This window comes from Burkholderia sp. b14, from assembly GCF_900156195.1.
Classification (GTDB): Bacteria; Pseudomonadota; Gammaproteobacteria; order Burkholderiales; family Burkholderiaceae; genus Mycetohabitans.
The window spans coordinates 778,480-791,959 of record NZ_FTPJ01000003.1 but is presented as its reverse complement, the minus strand read 5'-3'; the positions used below and the strand labels follow the sequence as shown (position 1 = coordinate 791,959).

The 13,480-nt window shown below is 58.3% G+C and carries 11 protein-coding genes, 1 tRNA gene and 5 pseudogenes; 8 read left to right on the top strand and 9 right to left on the bottom strand.

Annotated features, from left to right (window positions below):
• Positions 1–181 precede the first annotated feature (181 nt).
• From B0B13_RS07935 to B0B13_RS07920, 4 genes and pseudogenes are all read left to right on the top strand, one after another.
• The gene (locus tag B0B13_RS07935) at positions 182–1,432 is read left to right on the top strand and encodes an aspartate kinase (RefSeq protein ID WP_076795542.1); all 1,251 of its coding nucleotides are present in this window, start codon (positions 182–184) and stop codon (positions 1,430–1,432) included.
• Between the two features lie 131 nt (positions 1,433–1,563).
• A tRNA-Ser gene (locus B0B13_RS07930) sits at positions 1,564–1,657 on the top strand.
• A gap of 581 nt (positions 1,658–2,238) precedes the next feature.
• Positions 2,239–3,771, top strand: coding sequence for an F-box protein (locus B0B13_RS07925; RefSeq protein ID WP_076795540.1), 1,533 nt, complete (start codon positions 2,239–2,241; stop codon positions 3,769–3,771).
• Between the two features lie 68 nt (positions 3,772–3,839).
• Positions 3,840–4,073: pseudogene (locus B0B13_RS07920) on the top strand (IS3 family transposase); the annotation flags it as partial.
• A 182-nt stretch (positions 4,074–4,255) separates the two neighbouring features.
• On the opposite strand, the gene B0B13_RS07915 reads toward B0B13_RS07920, so the two are convergent.
• The 6 genes and pseudogenes from B0B13_RS07915 to B0B13_RS20015 form a co-directional block, all read right to left on the bottom strand.
• Entirely contained in the window at positions 4,256–5,176 is a 921-nt protein-coding gene (locus tag B0B13_RS07915; protein WP_076795537.1) for a nucleotidyl transferase AbiEii/AbiGii toxin family protein, read from the bottom strand.
• Complete coding sequence (locus B0B13_RS07910; protein WP_076795535.1) at positions 5,169–5,927, bottom strand: type IV toxin-antitoxin system AbiEi family antitoxin domain-containing protein; 759 nt, start codon at positions 5,925–5,927, stop codon at positions 5,169–5,171. The genes B0B13_RS07915 and B0B13_RS07910 overlap by 8 nt, the downstream gene beginning before the upstream one ends.
• A 132-nt stretch (positions 5,928–6,059) precedes the next feature.
• Positions 6,060–6,191: pseudogene (locus B0B13_RS17890) on the bottom strand (IS256 family transposase); the annotation flags it as partial.
• 49 nt (positions 6,192–6,240) lie between these two features.
• On the bottom strand, positions 6,241–6,594 hold the full coding sequence (locus B0B13_RS20025) for an AAA domain-containing protein (protein ID WP_237573917.1): 354 nt from the start codon (positions 6,592–6,594) through the stop codon (positions 6,241–6,243).
• Entirely contained in the window at positions 6,581–6,802 is a 222-nt protein-coding gene (locus tag B0B13_RS20020; RefSeq protein ID WP_237573916.1) for a hypothetical protein, read from the bottom strand. The genes B0B13_RS20025 and B0B13_RS20020 overlap by 14 nt, the downstream gene beginning before the upstream one ends.
• 87 nt (positions 6,803–6,889) lie before the next feature.
• Positions 6,890–7,270, bottom strand: a complete 381-nt coding sequence (locus B0B13_RS20015; protein ID WP_237573915.1) for an AAA domain-containing protein — start codon at positions 7,268–7,270, stop codon at positions 6,890–6,892.
• A gap of 3 nt (positions 7,271–7,273) precedes the next feature.
• Here B0B13_RS20015 and B0B13_RS18390 point away from each other — a divergent pair.
• The 3 genes and pseudogenes from B0B13_RS18390 to B0B13_RS17880 form a co-directional block, all read left to right on the top strand.
• Positions 7,274–7,384 (top strand): annotated as a pseudogene (locus B0B13_RS18390) (transposase); the annotation flags it as partial.
• A gap of 23 nt (positions 7,385–7,407) precedes the next feature.
• Positions 7,408–7,544: pseudogene (locus B0B13_RS18730) on the top strand (IS3 family transposase); the annotation flags it as partial.
• Positions 7,545–8,440: 896 nt separating this feature from the next.
• The gene (locus tag B0B13_RS17880) at positions 8,441–9,532 is read left to right on the top strand and encodes an RICIN domain-containing protein (protein WP_170872411.1); all 1,092 of its coding nucleotides are present in this window, start codon (positions 8,441–8,443) and stop codon (positions 9,530–9,532) included.
• Between the two features lie 146 nt (positions 9,533–9,678).
• Here the strand turns inward: B0B13_RS17880 and B0B13_RS07885 are convergent, their stop codons facing one another.
• Positions 9,679–9,921: a DUF3079 domain-containing protein gene (locus tag B0B13_RS07885; RefSeq protein WP_076795530.1), complete on the bottom strand. Its 243-nt coding sequence runs from the start codon at positions 9,919–9,921 to the stop codon at positions 9,679–9,681.
• Positions 9,922–10,160: 239 nt separating this feature from the next.
• Between B0B13_RS07885 and B0B13_RS17160 the strand changes: the two are divergent.
• Positions 10,161–10,310 (top strand): annotated as a pseudogene (locus tag B0B13_RS17160) (ATP-binding cassette domain-containing protein); the annotation flags it as partial.
• A 77-nt stretch (positions 10,311–10,387) separates the two neighbouring features.
• Here B0B13_RS17160 and B0B13_RS07875 read toward each other — a convergent pair.
• Positions 10,388–12,739 carry an FdhF/YdeP family oxidoreductase gene (locus B0B13_RS07875; RefSeq protein WP_076795527.1) on the bottom strand — a complete coding sequence of 784 codons (2,352 nt, stop codon included), beginning with the start codon at positions 12,737–12,739 and terminating at the stop codon, positions 10,388–10,390.
• Positions 12,740–12,750: 11 nt separating this feature from the next.
• Complete coding sequence (locus tag B0B13_RS07870) at positions 12,751–13,332, bottom strand: hemerythrin domain-containing protein (RefSeq protein ID WP_076786801.1); 582 nt, start codon at positions 13,330–13,332, stop codon at positions 12,751–12,753.
• Positions 13,333–13,480: the final 148 nt, after the last annotated feature.

Genomic DNA, 13,480 nt, shown 5'->3' with positions numbered 1-13,480 from the left:
TTCGCTTGTCAAGTGCACCGGCATACGGTAGGGTTACCGGTTTGCTCGTCTGGCTTTCCCCGATTTTTCTCGATTGGGCAGGCGTGCACGCGCTGACGGCGCCGCTTCTCGTTTGTGTCCCTTTTTGTCGAACGACCCCGCGTGCGCGCCGGCGTGGTTTCCCCTCTAGCTCATAACGACAATGGCACTCATCGTCCATAAATACGGCGGCACCTCGATGGGCTCGGTCGAGCGCATCAGGAATGTCGCGAGGCGCGTCGCGAAGTGGCACAAGGCGGGTCACCGGTTGGTCGTCGTGCCGTCCGCGATGTCCGGTGAAACCAACCGCTTGCTCGCGCTTGCGAAGGAAATGTCGGCGCAGCCTAGTCCGCGTGAACTCGACATGATCGCTTCGACGGGCGAGCAGGTCAGCGTTGGCCTGTTGTCGATTGCACTGCAGGAAGAAGGCGTCAACGCGGTCAGCTATGCAGGCTGGCAGGTTGCGGTCAAGACCGATAGCGCGTTCACGAAGGCTCGCATTAGCGAGATTGATGATAAACGCGTGCTGGCCGACCTGGATGCCGGCAAGGTCGTCGTCATCACGGGTTTTCAGGGCGTGGATCCTGACGGCCACATCACCACGTTGGGTCGGGGGGGCTCCGATACGTCGGCAGTCGCGATCGCGGCCGCGATGCGCGCCGACGAATGCTTGATCTACACTGACGTAGACGGCGTGTACACGACCGACCCGCGCGTTGTCGAAGAGGCACGCCGGCTTGATCGGGTCACGTTCGAGGAGATGCTGGAGATGGCCAGCCTCGGCTCCAAAGTGCTGCAGATTCGATCGGTCGAATTTGCTGGCAAATACCGGGTCAAGACGCGCGTGTTGTCGAGCCTGACTGATCCGCTGATGCCGCTGGACGACGAAATGCGTTCGGGCACCCTGATTACCTTTGAAGAAGACGAGAAAATGGAACAAGCCGTTATCTCCGGTATCGCCTTTCAGCGTGACGAAGCGCGCATTGCAGTCATGGGCGTGCCCGACAAGCCAGGCATTGCCTACCAGATCCTCGGGCCGGTCGCCGACGCCAACATCGACGTTGATATGATCATCCAGAACACCAGCGTGGACGGTAAGACCGACTTCACGTTCACCGTTGGCCGTGGCGACTACCAGCGCGCGATGGACATCCTCAACCAGTCCGACGGACATGGGAATGTGCAGACGGTGCTGGGCGATCCAAAGGTGTCGAAGGTATCGGTCGTCGGCGTCGGCATGCGCTCGCACGTGGGCGTCGCTAGCAAGATGTTCCGCACGTTGTCAGAGGAGGGCATCAACATCCAGATGATCTCGACGTCCGAAATCAAGATCTCGGTGTTGATCGACGAAAAGTACATGGAGCTTGCCGTGCGCGCGCTTCATAAAGCGTTCGAACTCGACCAGGCGGATTGAGCGGTGGCTGTCGCATTGGCGGCTGCCGATCGTGGCGCGCCCGTTGTAGCGTCTTATGAATTGACGTGATCGCGTAGAGCCGCTATGATCTTGCCTTCGTCGCGTGGACTCCCTACGCGAGCGAAGTTTCGGGAGACGTGGCCGAGAGGTCGAAGGCACTCCCCTGCTAAGGGAGCATCTGGGCCAAAACCTGGATCGAGGGTTCGAATCCCTCCGTCTCCGCCAGTACTTCGGTATAGGGCGGTGGAAACCCCGGTTCTTCACGGAGAACCGGGGTTTTCTTTATTTGTCGCCTGTTCCGATTGCTACGCAAATTACGTGCGTGTTACACGTGAGCTAGTGGAGAGTCGGGTGGCAACACACCTGACGCGGCGCGGCGGCGTTTACTATCTGTGCCGCAGCATTCCCCCAAACCTAATCGACGGCTTCGGTGGCGATCCCTGCGAGCACTGTGGGGCGGACCTCGTGGCGGCGGAGAAACAGGCCAAAGTTCTAAGGTTGGAAAATCGATTAGCAAGGCTGCGGGTAGGTCTGGAGCGTGGTCGGTGCCCTTATCTTCGGGGCGCTTGCCTGACCTACCTCCGGTTTTAATCCAGACCGCAGTGAGCGTCCGAGGTTAAAAACCGCTGAGCTCCTTCAGTGCTCGGGCGAATGGCTCAGATGTCAGGTAACCAATGGCATGATCCGCCATTAATCTCATCATTTTTGTTCGCCACTGCGCTGATCCAACCGCTTTGGGCTAGCCTGCTGTGCAGCATCGCTTCGCGTTGCGCGTGCCTCATGCCTTATCCCTTATCGAGCTTGCCATGGACTTTGATCCGAACGCCGCATCGCACAGTGCTCAAGTGGCCCTCTATGCTATGGAGAGTCGCCAAGCCGGCCATCCTGCCGCGGCTGCGCCGCCTCATGTCCCAAAGTTGGCAGCGGCTGAGCGCGCGCGCATGCCGCAACACCCGACGACAGGCTTGTTGGCCAGCGCAACGAATAGCTTGACGGATGGCTTAGCAACAGGCCGAACAAGCCGTCCGACAACGTACCACGATCTGCCGCCAGAAGTCCTTCAACAAGTGGCTGACCATGTCCCATTCGACGACATCGGCAACTTGTCGACCGTGGACAAGCAAACGTACCACGTGCTACGGGAAAGGTGGCTGAGCCGGCGTTGCTGGCAACGTGCCAAGGCTGCTCGCAACGTACCGCTCTCTCCGTTAGAGAGCAGGGATGATCCGGGGATGAACGTGCTCGATCACGCGTCGATGCAACAGCTGCTCACCGAGATCGAGCGTATCCGCGTCGAGCCGGCGCTGCGCGCTGAACCGCTCAAGGCCCTGTGGCCCGCAATAAGGGCCATGCGCTGGGAGCAGCAGCAAGCAGCGTTCGAACAAGTTTTTGAGGCCGCAGGTCGTGTGCCCAAGCAAGGCTTGCAGATACAAAATGACATGATCCGGGCCATACATCAATTTTCACGCTCACAGCCGCGATGCAATGTGTACGAGTTTGTCTATGGGCTATACAAGTTTGTATATGCTCAAGCCGAGCGCCGTAGCGCTGAGCAGGGCAGCACGTGGGCTGCGGTTGCATCGCTGCTCGGATATTTGGACAACGACGCGTCACAGTTGTGGTACGAGGGCGAATATCAGGCTTTTTGGGGCCGGCTCCCCGCGTTGTGCACAGCCGAACAAGCGGACTTGATCGCGGAACTGGCGATACTGTTGCCCCGCGTTTTCCGCCATGGCAGTGGTAGAAGCGCAAAGACTGTCCAGTATTACGAAACGTTGCTGGCATGGGTGCGGCGCTTACCGCCATCCTATCAGGGTGCACCAATCGGCGCATTGGCCCATTCGATACGGTTGCTGCCGGACGCACACCGGCCCATGCACTATGCCAATCTGCGGCACTTGATACTGGCACTGCCGGATCACCAACTAGACAGCGCGCTACGTTGCCTACCGTTCGGGTTGACGACACTGCCGACGGCTCAATACGCGCACGAGCTTTCGCTACTTGACCCCGTTTTTCACCGCGTGCTGCCCAAGCAACGTGCCTCGGTGGCGCTCGGACTGCTCAAAAGCACGAAAGGCTTGAACGAAACGCTGTCAAAGCAGCTATGGCAGCGTGCGCTGCGCCTGCTCGAAAGCGGCGATGAGACGGATGTACAGAGCGTGCTCAAAGAGATGAAGCAGGTGATGTCCTCTTTGCCTCTCCAGCATTTGGAGGACGCAAAGATTGAAATCAGAGCTTTTGTCGATCGCACTCGATTTAGTGAGGAAACTCGTCAAGCGCTGCTCGACTATAGTAATCCTAATGTACTGTGGGTCATTCCAGAAATAGTCTATTAACTGTTGGTCAAAAATGGCTTTTTGAGAGAGAGGCGCGAAAGAAAACTTGGACTACTTGGAGGTAGTTCATGTACTCGTATGAAGAGCTCATTCGAGCGGTTCGGTGCTACGTAAAACTAGGAAAGCGCATCGCAGCTACCATTGGTCAGCTGAGGTATCCGACAAAGAACTCGCTCAAATCCTGGCATCGAGAATACGAACAATGTCATGATTTGCGATCGGGTTATGTGCGTTCGAGGCCGAAGTACTTGCTCGAACAGAAGAAGGTGGCTGTTGACCACTACCTAAGCCATGGTCAGTGTAATCTGCTCGCGTAGCGGCTGGCGGAAAAAATCTCCCTTTGGCATCGGCGTCTTCGGATCCATTTAACCCTCGTCGAAATTTGCAGGAAAGTCACGCTAATATGCTGCCTCTTGCAATTCCACAATACCGTTTCAGCTTCATAGCGTTGCTGCATGAGCCGGGCGGATTGTTCAAGTCCGGCTCAGTAGCGAGCGAAGGCCGTTTCGAGTTCCTCGATATGCTTCGCGAAAACCGCCGGGCGTCTTTGGCGGAAGGTCTCAAGGTTCGCGAGCTTCCAGCGTAGTGCCGGCAGCTCGGCAGCGTGGGGAATGGCGAGGAGTGACCAGTCCGGCGTGCCACGCGCCAGGCCGAGCAGGAAGTGTCGATGCGCGAGAGTCAGGTGCGCTGGCAGTTCCTGCCGTAATCGCTGGCGGGTATTGAGCAGCGTGTCCAGACTGCAAGGCACTTCGGTCATGCCGACAAAGCTGCTGTCGTAGTCCCGCGTAATATTCTTGTCGCGGCCAAACAGCACCTCGTGGATGGGGCGATTATGGCCGGCGAGATACACGACGAAGCACTCGATCATGCCATGCGTCAGTCGGCCCGATTGATAAAGCTGCCAGACGTCGAACAGATCGCGCGGGTGCTGGCGATCGAGGGCCGCCACGAGTTTGCCGCCATAGAGTTCGTCGAGCGCGAGCACGGGAAGTTCCAGTTCCGCAGTGAATTGTTCCGTCGTTCGCGCACACAACGCGCGCCGTTCGATGGGCAGGGCCGTGCCGCGAAAGACGGTATTGACTTCAATTTTGACCTGACTGGTTTCATCTTCGACAAGAAGCTTGGTATCGCTGAGACCCTTACTGCCGATGAGGCGGGTGCGTACTCCTTGCGGAGTCAGCCGTTGTTCGACGGCAGCCAGTTCCTGTTGAATGGTGGAGAGCGCTTCCTCACGCGGTGTCTGCCGGGGTATATAGACGACGTCGATGTCGACCGACAGACGCGGCATATTCTGCACAAACAGGTTGATGGCCGTGCCACCCTTCATCGCGAAGAGATCGTTGGCAAAGACATCCGGCGCGATGCGCAGCAGTAACCGGACGGTGTCGGCGAAGAATTTATCCATGCGGTCTCAGTACGAGGAGTGTGCTATCGGGAAGCTGGCTTATCCAGCGCCGGCCGCTACCGGTGGGAAGCGAGAATTGCGCGAGCAGTGCATCGACATCGAGCAGGTTGGTCTCGCGCGCCCAGGTTAGGCACAGGCGAACGGTTTTCACGCTGGTACAGCAGGCGAGCAACTGACCGAGCAATTTCTTGCGTGGGCTGCGCAGGCCTTCGAAGACCGCATGGGCGTCGTCCAATCCTTCACGGACGCCGACGTCGTACAGGAGTTCAAGTACGGCGCGTTCGGGGACCGCGACCTGAACACCAGCCGGGACATCGGGTGGTGCGATAAGTGTCTGGGTGGCGAAGGGGGAATCGGGCCAGTTGAACAATCGGGCATACATATAGCGCGCGGGAAAGCGGCTGGTGAACCAAGACGGCAGCGCAAAGCGCGTATCGCCCCACAGCACCAAGGGCTCGCGCCGGCCGACCTGGTGCCGCACGCCCTGCCAGGCAAGGGCGGTTTTGCCGCCGACGTGCAGACCGGGGACGCGCTGCTGCAGGAACCGGAGCGTGGCGTGGAGATTGAAATCATCGTTGGGAAAGGCATATACGCCCGATGCCAGCCGGACCAGCCAACCGCTGCTCACGTAGCGGGCGGCGAGCTGGGACGACACACCAAGCCGGTTCAGTGTGGCGACGTCGAACGGCGCTCCGCGGGGCAGGTTAGTCTGCAGGCGTTTGATTAGTTGATGTCGAGGAATTCGCTTCATGAGTGAATTTTACGACAAATTCTAATCTTACGGGCGCAAACTGATCGGAAGTTGACGTACAGATAGATCAAGGTCGGCGGTTGACCTGTACCTCTCGCGTTGCCGCCGCCGACTCAAGGGAAACCTACGTTGCCATGTCAACTTAAGCGCGGCTTCGTTGAGCGGGAAGTAGTCGCGCGCCTTGATGATCTTGTGCAGTTGCATATGCAGCGACTCAATTGCATCCGTCGTGTAGATGATCTTTCGGATGCTCGGCGAAAAGGCGAGGGAATGATCGTCGAGGATAGTTTGTCGTTGCGTAATCTTTTTGTGGCTATCGCGCTGGTATTTGATGTGTGCACTGCGCGTCGAAGAGAAAAGGCGTATCTTTCGCCGGCCCGCACGGTTGCATGCTGGACGGCACGCGCACGACGGTCAGCGCGGCGTACAGCTCACTAACATAATCCAGACCACCCCACTGTTGTGCGTCGCCGATCACGTACAAACGGCATTTGGCGCGGGTAATAGCGACGTTGAACAGGTTCGGCGTATTGGTTGCCCACGCGCGGGCGCGCGCGCCTTGCTGGCCGGGCGCCGTGCCCAGTACGAGGAAGACGATGGCGGCTTCCTTGCCTTGAAATGTGTGGACGGTGCCGACCTCGATGCCGTCGAATTTACCACGTCGCACAAGATCGCCGCAACGTGGTCAGGCACTGGCGCAGCACGTCCAGCTCGTCGTCCGACACCGGATGGTGCACGCGTGTGGAGGCCACGTCGAACCAGGCGCTGTCGCCGAGGACACAAGAAAAAGGCGTGGACAGCGGCTGTCCCGCGTCATCGACACGCCCCTGCACCATCTGGCCGGCGTACGCGATACGGTTGGCGACCGAGAACATTGGATCGTTACAGCGCCGATGCGTGCGCAACGGCATGCCGGTCCAGGTGCGCGTCTTGCCGTCGGTGTATTGGGCCGCCGTGCTAATCTAGGAGCCGAACGGCGTGATGCGGTCGGCGAGCGTTTGCACCGACTCGTCAGCGGGCGACCAGGCTGGATCGACCTGATGGCGGTGACGCAACGCTTCCGTGACGTGCAACGGCACGGTGAAGATCGGTTCAACTTGCAACGGATCACCGACGATGACCGCACGACGGCTGCGCCCGATCGCACCAGCGGCCGATTGCGGGGTGGCCTGTCCCGCTTCGTCGATTAGCAGCCATCCGAGACTGTCCTGGCCCATGCCAATGAACAGGCAATCGAACGAGGCGAGGGTCGTGGACACGACAGGTACCACGAAAAGCAGCACATCCCACAGCAGTGGCCGTTGATTGGCGAGCAGCTTGTCCTGCAGCGTGTTGGTTAGCATGCCGTGCACCACGCGCAGATTGCATTTGCGTTGAAACAGGCAGCGCTGGGCACGCTGGTAGCTGAGGTGTGCCGCAAGATGGGTACCAGCGATGCGACGTTTTACAACTGGCGGTGAAGTATAGGGGCTTGGGCTTTGTCAAGGCAGACAATGGCAGCGAATTCATCTCCAAGGGCTCGACAAGTGGGCGTATGAGAACGGCGTCAAGTATCGATTTTCCCACCTCGGCAAGCTAACCGATAACGCGAAGAATGAGTCGTTCAACGGCGACTTGGCTGTGCATAAGCGCATTCTACCTAAATGATCTTAGGCGGAGCGAAGCTGCAAATGGTGGCACACTTGAACGTCGGGCAGCTGTAAGGCGGTGCTGTCCCCGCCGTGTTTTTTTGCAAACGAGACCGGTTTCATCCAGGGTAAGACAGTATGATTTTGCGTGAGAGGTGTAAATAAACACTGTGTTCATGCGATCATCAAACGTGCGAATGAGGTTTAATGTAGGGGGAACAGGTACTGATTTTTAAAATTTGTCGGTTCAATCAAAGATGACAAGCTTGCGTTTGTCGTACCGGGCGTCTATAGTCAAAATAGCCTTATTCAACGAAGCGGCGCACGGTGGCTACGCATCATGCTTAGACATGGTGTGAGTGATCGCACAATAGGTACTTTGAAAGTGAACGGATGCATTGCAGTAGCCGCTGATTATCGCAGTAAGCGTGTAATTAAACGATGAAGTGCCCGTCTTGTAAGAGCCGACGCAATAAAGTGCAATTTGCGATATGTGGAATTTACAGTGCGAGCGTAAAATGAAGGAGAATTGTGATTCCAAAGGATTACGCAAGGCCATACATATTCACAAGCCAGCTGGCAGTGTGGTACCCAGATACTGCGTTTGAAGGCCTCAGGCGATTGCCTAAACAAGCGTGCTACTTCTTGACACACTGTGGCCGGCCGTCTATGTTGAGTTCTTAATTAAGAATTATAAAAATAAAAATTAACTTCTCCACTTTAAAACTTGAAAGGATAAGCATTATGCGTCGAGTAACCATCGTAACAATGACGTTTGCTGCTACTTTAGGTTGCGTAACATGCGTATCGGCCTTTGAGACAAGGGAATCCGCCTATGGGCTAATAGAAAGCAAGTACAAACAAGAGGCAAAGCAGGCCAGTTGCATGCGCACATTCGAGAACAGCACATCCGTGCGGATCGGCGTCTGCGAGGCTCAGGGAGGACCAAGTGATTACACTTCCATGAGGCAATGGCGGCTCGTGGAACAGGAAGATGGCACTTATTTAATCCAAAATAAGTATCGCAACGATTTGGGGGCTGGCAGCTGCCTACAAGCTCTGCCACAGTCGACAGACCTGATTGTGGGAAGCTGTAACGGTGATACATCTGCTCCATTATCGACAAAGCAGTGGAAATTGGAAGGCGGTACCTTTCGACTCGCAAAAAATCTCTACAAGGAAAGCGTGCAGCCAAGCCATAATTGTGCCCGTGTCTATGCCGGCAGCAACGCAGAGATACAGATTGGCGCGTGCGATGCGCAAGGCGGGTCCAGTGATTACACCTCTATGAGACAGTGGCAATTCGCTATGTTTCCCCCGCCTGTGACACCGGGTGGAATGGCATCGCTCTCTTACCACATTCCTACTACCCCGCCGATCACCCAAATCACCTTCCCCATCACCGTGATCCGTGCTCCCGATGCGGCTGGCTACTACTTTGCCCAGCAGTATGGTTTTTCGGGCGGCAGCGTCGGTTACATGGGTGTGCGCCCGCGTCCGGGTGGAAAGTCGCTTGCGGCTTTCTCGGTGTTCGGCAGTGGAACAGAAGTCGTCGATACCGCTCGTTGCACAGGTGGCGCAGATGGCGGAGCAGGCGTTAGTTGCTCGGCCGAACACGAGTTGGTTCATGGCCGGAAGTATCTTCTCACCATTACTCGGGATTCAGCTGACCCACGCGTATGGCGAGGCAGCATTACCGACTCTGTAACGCATCAGCAAGTCGTGCTTGGCGCCTATAAAGTACCAGCGACATGGGGTTCACTGTTTTTTAGCCAAGGCGGATTTATTGAATACTATGCAAAAGTAAGCTCCTGCGCGAGCATTCCCCTGGCTGAAATACTCTTTTCACCCCCTTATGGCTCCGATGGGCGGGCCGGCTCGCTCTATGCCCCAAAGGAATATGGGCGGTGCCAGGGCAACATGAATTATTTTCATGAGGTACGAGGCGAGGACTCTTATTTCAAGGTGGGTTTCTAGAGTCAATCGTCATGAGAAAGCTCGCGAATGCGGGCTTTCTCATGGAATGAATCTCTGATCTTAGTGTCAATAGCAAAAGATTTTCCCTAACCGCCAGTAAGGATTTCAATAATTACCAATAAGGGTCCCTAATAAATAGGGTGCTTTCAAGAAACTGGCCGCGATGACTGGGCGACGCTGGCGCTGTTGGGCCTGACGCATTTGTCGCCCGGGCTGACCTCAAAACCCCAGTCACCGTGGTCGTACCAGTTGTCCCCGAGCAATTCGGCCGGATGCTGGGTGCGGCTCTGCCCGTTGCCGCAGCGCATGTCGCTGGCTGGACAGTAGTGGTCACAGCCCCAGCAGATCCGCTCCGGATGCAGCGGGTGCAGCGGAAATACCTTAGCCATGCGTTTTCTCCGAGCGTTCGATTGTGACGACGCAAAGCATCATTATCCCGCCCTTGTCTCGGGCCAGAACTGAGTCGGAATGACGCGGAGATAGGACTCGCCTTCCGCCGGGCGTGAACGGCCAGCAGACTAACGCTGTTATTTGCTGCGTTGATGTCGTCATCCGTGTCTGAGATGACGCAACGCGCGAAGTAGCACCGTCGCCGGCATGGTCCTGGCATGCAGTCGATGGGGTAGCCTTTGCCATTGGACAAGATGAATCCGTTGGCCTCGTCGGCGAATCCGGCTATGGGAAGTCCACCCTGTCGCGCGCGACCATGCGGCATGATTCGATCTCGCGCGGCGAGAGCCGTTTCGATGATCTCGATGTCGTCCCGTTTGGCGCTTGAACCGGCGTTGTTGACCATGCGCGGCACTTTCATTGCGCGCGTGTAAACAGGGAGCGGGTTTCCCTGCTGCCGGCCAGCTATGCAGGAGACGACGCGCCGTCGTCCGATGGATTGATGTCGCGGTGGCCGTCGTCGCGCAGTATCTTGACCGGAATCGACTTCGCGGCCGGCACCTTGCTGTGCTCGGCATGATGCCACAGCGGCAGCAATACATTGCACTCGGGATAGTATCCGGCAATGCAGCCGAGTGGCACATCGTAGGCGTGCACGCGCAGACCGCTAAGGCGCCGCTCGACGCCATCGCCCGCGATGGTTTGCAGCGTAATCATGTCGTTCTCGTGCAGGCTGCGACGGCGGATGTCCTCCGGGTTCATTAGGATGACCATTCGTGAGTCCTGGATGCCGCGGAAGCGGTCGTCATGAGCGTAAATCGTCGTGTTGAACTGATTGTCGCTGCGCAGTGTCATGAGCCGCAGCGCATCCGGCTCGCGCTGCAGCATGTCCAGGTCCTCGCCGAGCGCTGCGGGCACGAGGAATTCGGCCTTGCTCGATGCCGTGGCAAAGCGCCGCTCGCGTGCCGGCAGCGGGCGCGGGAACCCACCTGGTTGCCCCATGCGCCGCTCGAAGTCCTCGAACATGTCCGGATAAGTTTTGGCGATATCGCTGCGCACCAGCGCATAGTTGTCGCGCCACGCGTCCCAGTCGGGCCCCGCACGCGGGTCCAGCGTGGCCTTCGCTATCCCGGCGACGATGTAAGGCTCCGAGCGCAGCTTGTCGCTGGCCGGCTGCGCATAGCCACGGGAGCCATGAATGCACGCAGTGCTGTCCTCTATCGACACGGCTTGTTCGCCGCTTGCCTGTCGATCGATTTCGATGCGGCTCAGGCAGGGCAGTACATAGGACATCTCGCCCGGCAATAGGTGGGAGCGGTTCAATTTGGTGGCGACGTTGACAGTGAGCCGCAGTTTGCGCCAGGCCGGCTCGATGCGCGAGCGGTCTGGGACGGAGCGGATTAGGTTGCCGCCGAGGTTCAGCACTGCGTCGATTTTGCCGGCGAGCATGGCTTCGAATGTTTCGACGGTGTTCAGCCCTTTTTCGCGAGGTGGCTCAAACGAGAACTGCTCGGCGAGCCGGTCCAGCGGTGCTAGCTCTGGCTTCTCGGTGATGCCGACCGTGCGCTGCCCCTGCACATTCGAGTGTCCACGCACCGGCGAGGGCCCCGCGCCCGGCTTGCCGATGTTGCCACGCAGGAACAACAAATTGCATAGCAGACGCACGTTTTGCACACCCAGCCGGTGTTGTGTGAGGCCCATTCCGTAGTGGGCGATCACCGCGTTGGCCTTCATGTACTCGGCGGCCGCTGCCTGCAACGCGTCACGCGTTAACCCGCTGGCCGTCTCAATGTCGGTCCATGCTGTGTTGCGCAGGTAATCGGCGAACGCGTCGTAGCCGGTCGTATGCTGTTCGATAAATGACACATCGATCGCCCGCGGTGCACCATTTTGCCGTGCCCAATCATCGGCGTCGATCACGGCCTTGCAGATGCCGATGATCGCGGCGCTGTCACCACCGTTTCTGACCTGATGGTACTGCGTGCTGATTGGCGTGCTGGCCGGCGTGAGCATCTGCACGGGCGACTGCGGATTGGCGAAGCGGATCAGTCCCGGTTCGCGCAGTGGGTTGAACGTGATGATCGGCACGCCGCGTTTGCGCGCGTGCTGCAGCGGATGCAGCATACGCGGGCTGTTGGTCCCGACGTTTTGTCCGAAGAAGAACATCAAATCGGTCTTTTCAAAGTCCTCGAGCGTGATGGTGCCGACGCCCACGCCGATGGCTTCCTTCAGGCCGACGCTGCTGCTTTCATGACACATGTTGGAGCTGTCCGGCAGATTGTTGGTGCCGAAAAGACGCGCGAATAGTTGCAGCATGTAAGCTGTTTCGAGCGACGCGCGCCCTGACGTGTAGAACACCACCCGCGCGGGATCTAGCGCGCGCAATTCGCGGCCGATTTCATTGAACGCGTGCTGCCAGCTCACTTCGACGTACTTGTCCTGCGCGCGATCGTAGCGCAGCGGCGCGGTGAGGCGACCCGCTGCCTCCAAATCGCGGTCATGCCAGGTGGCCAGCTCGCTTATCGTGTGAACGTCAAAAAAGTCCGGCGTCACGCGCTTTTTCGTGATATCCCACGCGGTGGCTTTCGCCCCATTTTCACAAAACTCGGCCAAGTGCGGCCGCGCTGGCTTTGCCCATGCGCAGCCCACGCACATGTAGCCATCGGGCTTGTTCTGATGGATCAGCAGGCCGCTATCCTTGAGCGCGACTTTTTCCTTCGTAAGCATTTCGGCGACTGCCTTCAGCGAGCCCCAGCCGCCCGATGCATAGCGGTAAGCTGCGCGTTTGGATTTCGGGGCGTTCGGTGCGTCTGGCATGATCGACCTCGCTATGCACCGCGGGGGCGATGGAGTGCAAAGCAGCGCAATACGGCGATGCCGGTCAGCGTGCCCAGCAGCGCCGTGGCCACCGGGAAGGTGCCAGCCATATCGAGCGCGATGCGCGCCGGCCGGCGCACTCCGAGTAGTTGGACGCGCCGGCGTGTCATCGCCGCGCCCAGGCTCGCCAACTCGGCTTCGAGCGCGCGTTCGGCACGCGGTAGCAGCACGGTTTCTTCGTCGGCGACGTGATGGATCACGGTACGCATCAGTTGCATGAAAAGACTGTCGTAAGCCGCATTGTCCGGTCCCATGCCGCGCAGTTGTTCCATCGTTTGCCGTATCGCGTCATGCTCGGGCTTGCTTTTTTTCAGTACGTCATCATCCGGATCAACGCGTGCGAGTGCCGGGTAAAGAATTTCCTCTTCAAGCTGTGTGTGGATCTCCAGCGCAGTACATGCGACGCTAACGATCGCGCGCTTGCGCCACCAGGGCGAGTCAGGGCGATAGCGATGAAAGGCCGCCAGCACGTGGGTGTGGTCGGCGCGGATCGCAGCGGTAACGGGCAGCGCCGCAAGCGAGGATAAAACCATAACCTCTCCTGGTCACAAAGCGTCATGCGTGATGCATTTGCTGTGCCCGACTGCGTCTGCCTAACGCGGTGAGCGGGCGCTGGCGTTGCGGCGGCGGCCTTGTCGAAGCTGTACAGCCAATGGCCGGGCACGGGCGTTGCGCGGCAAG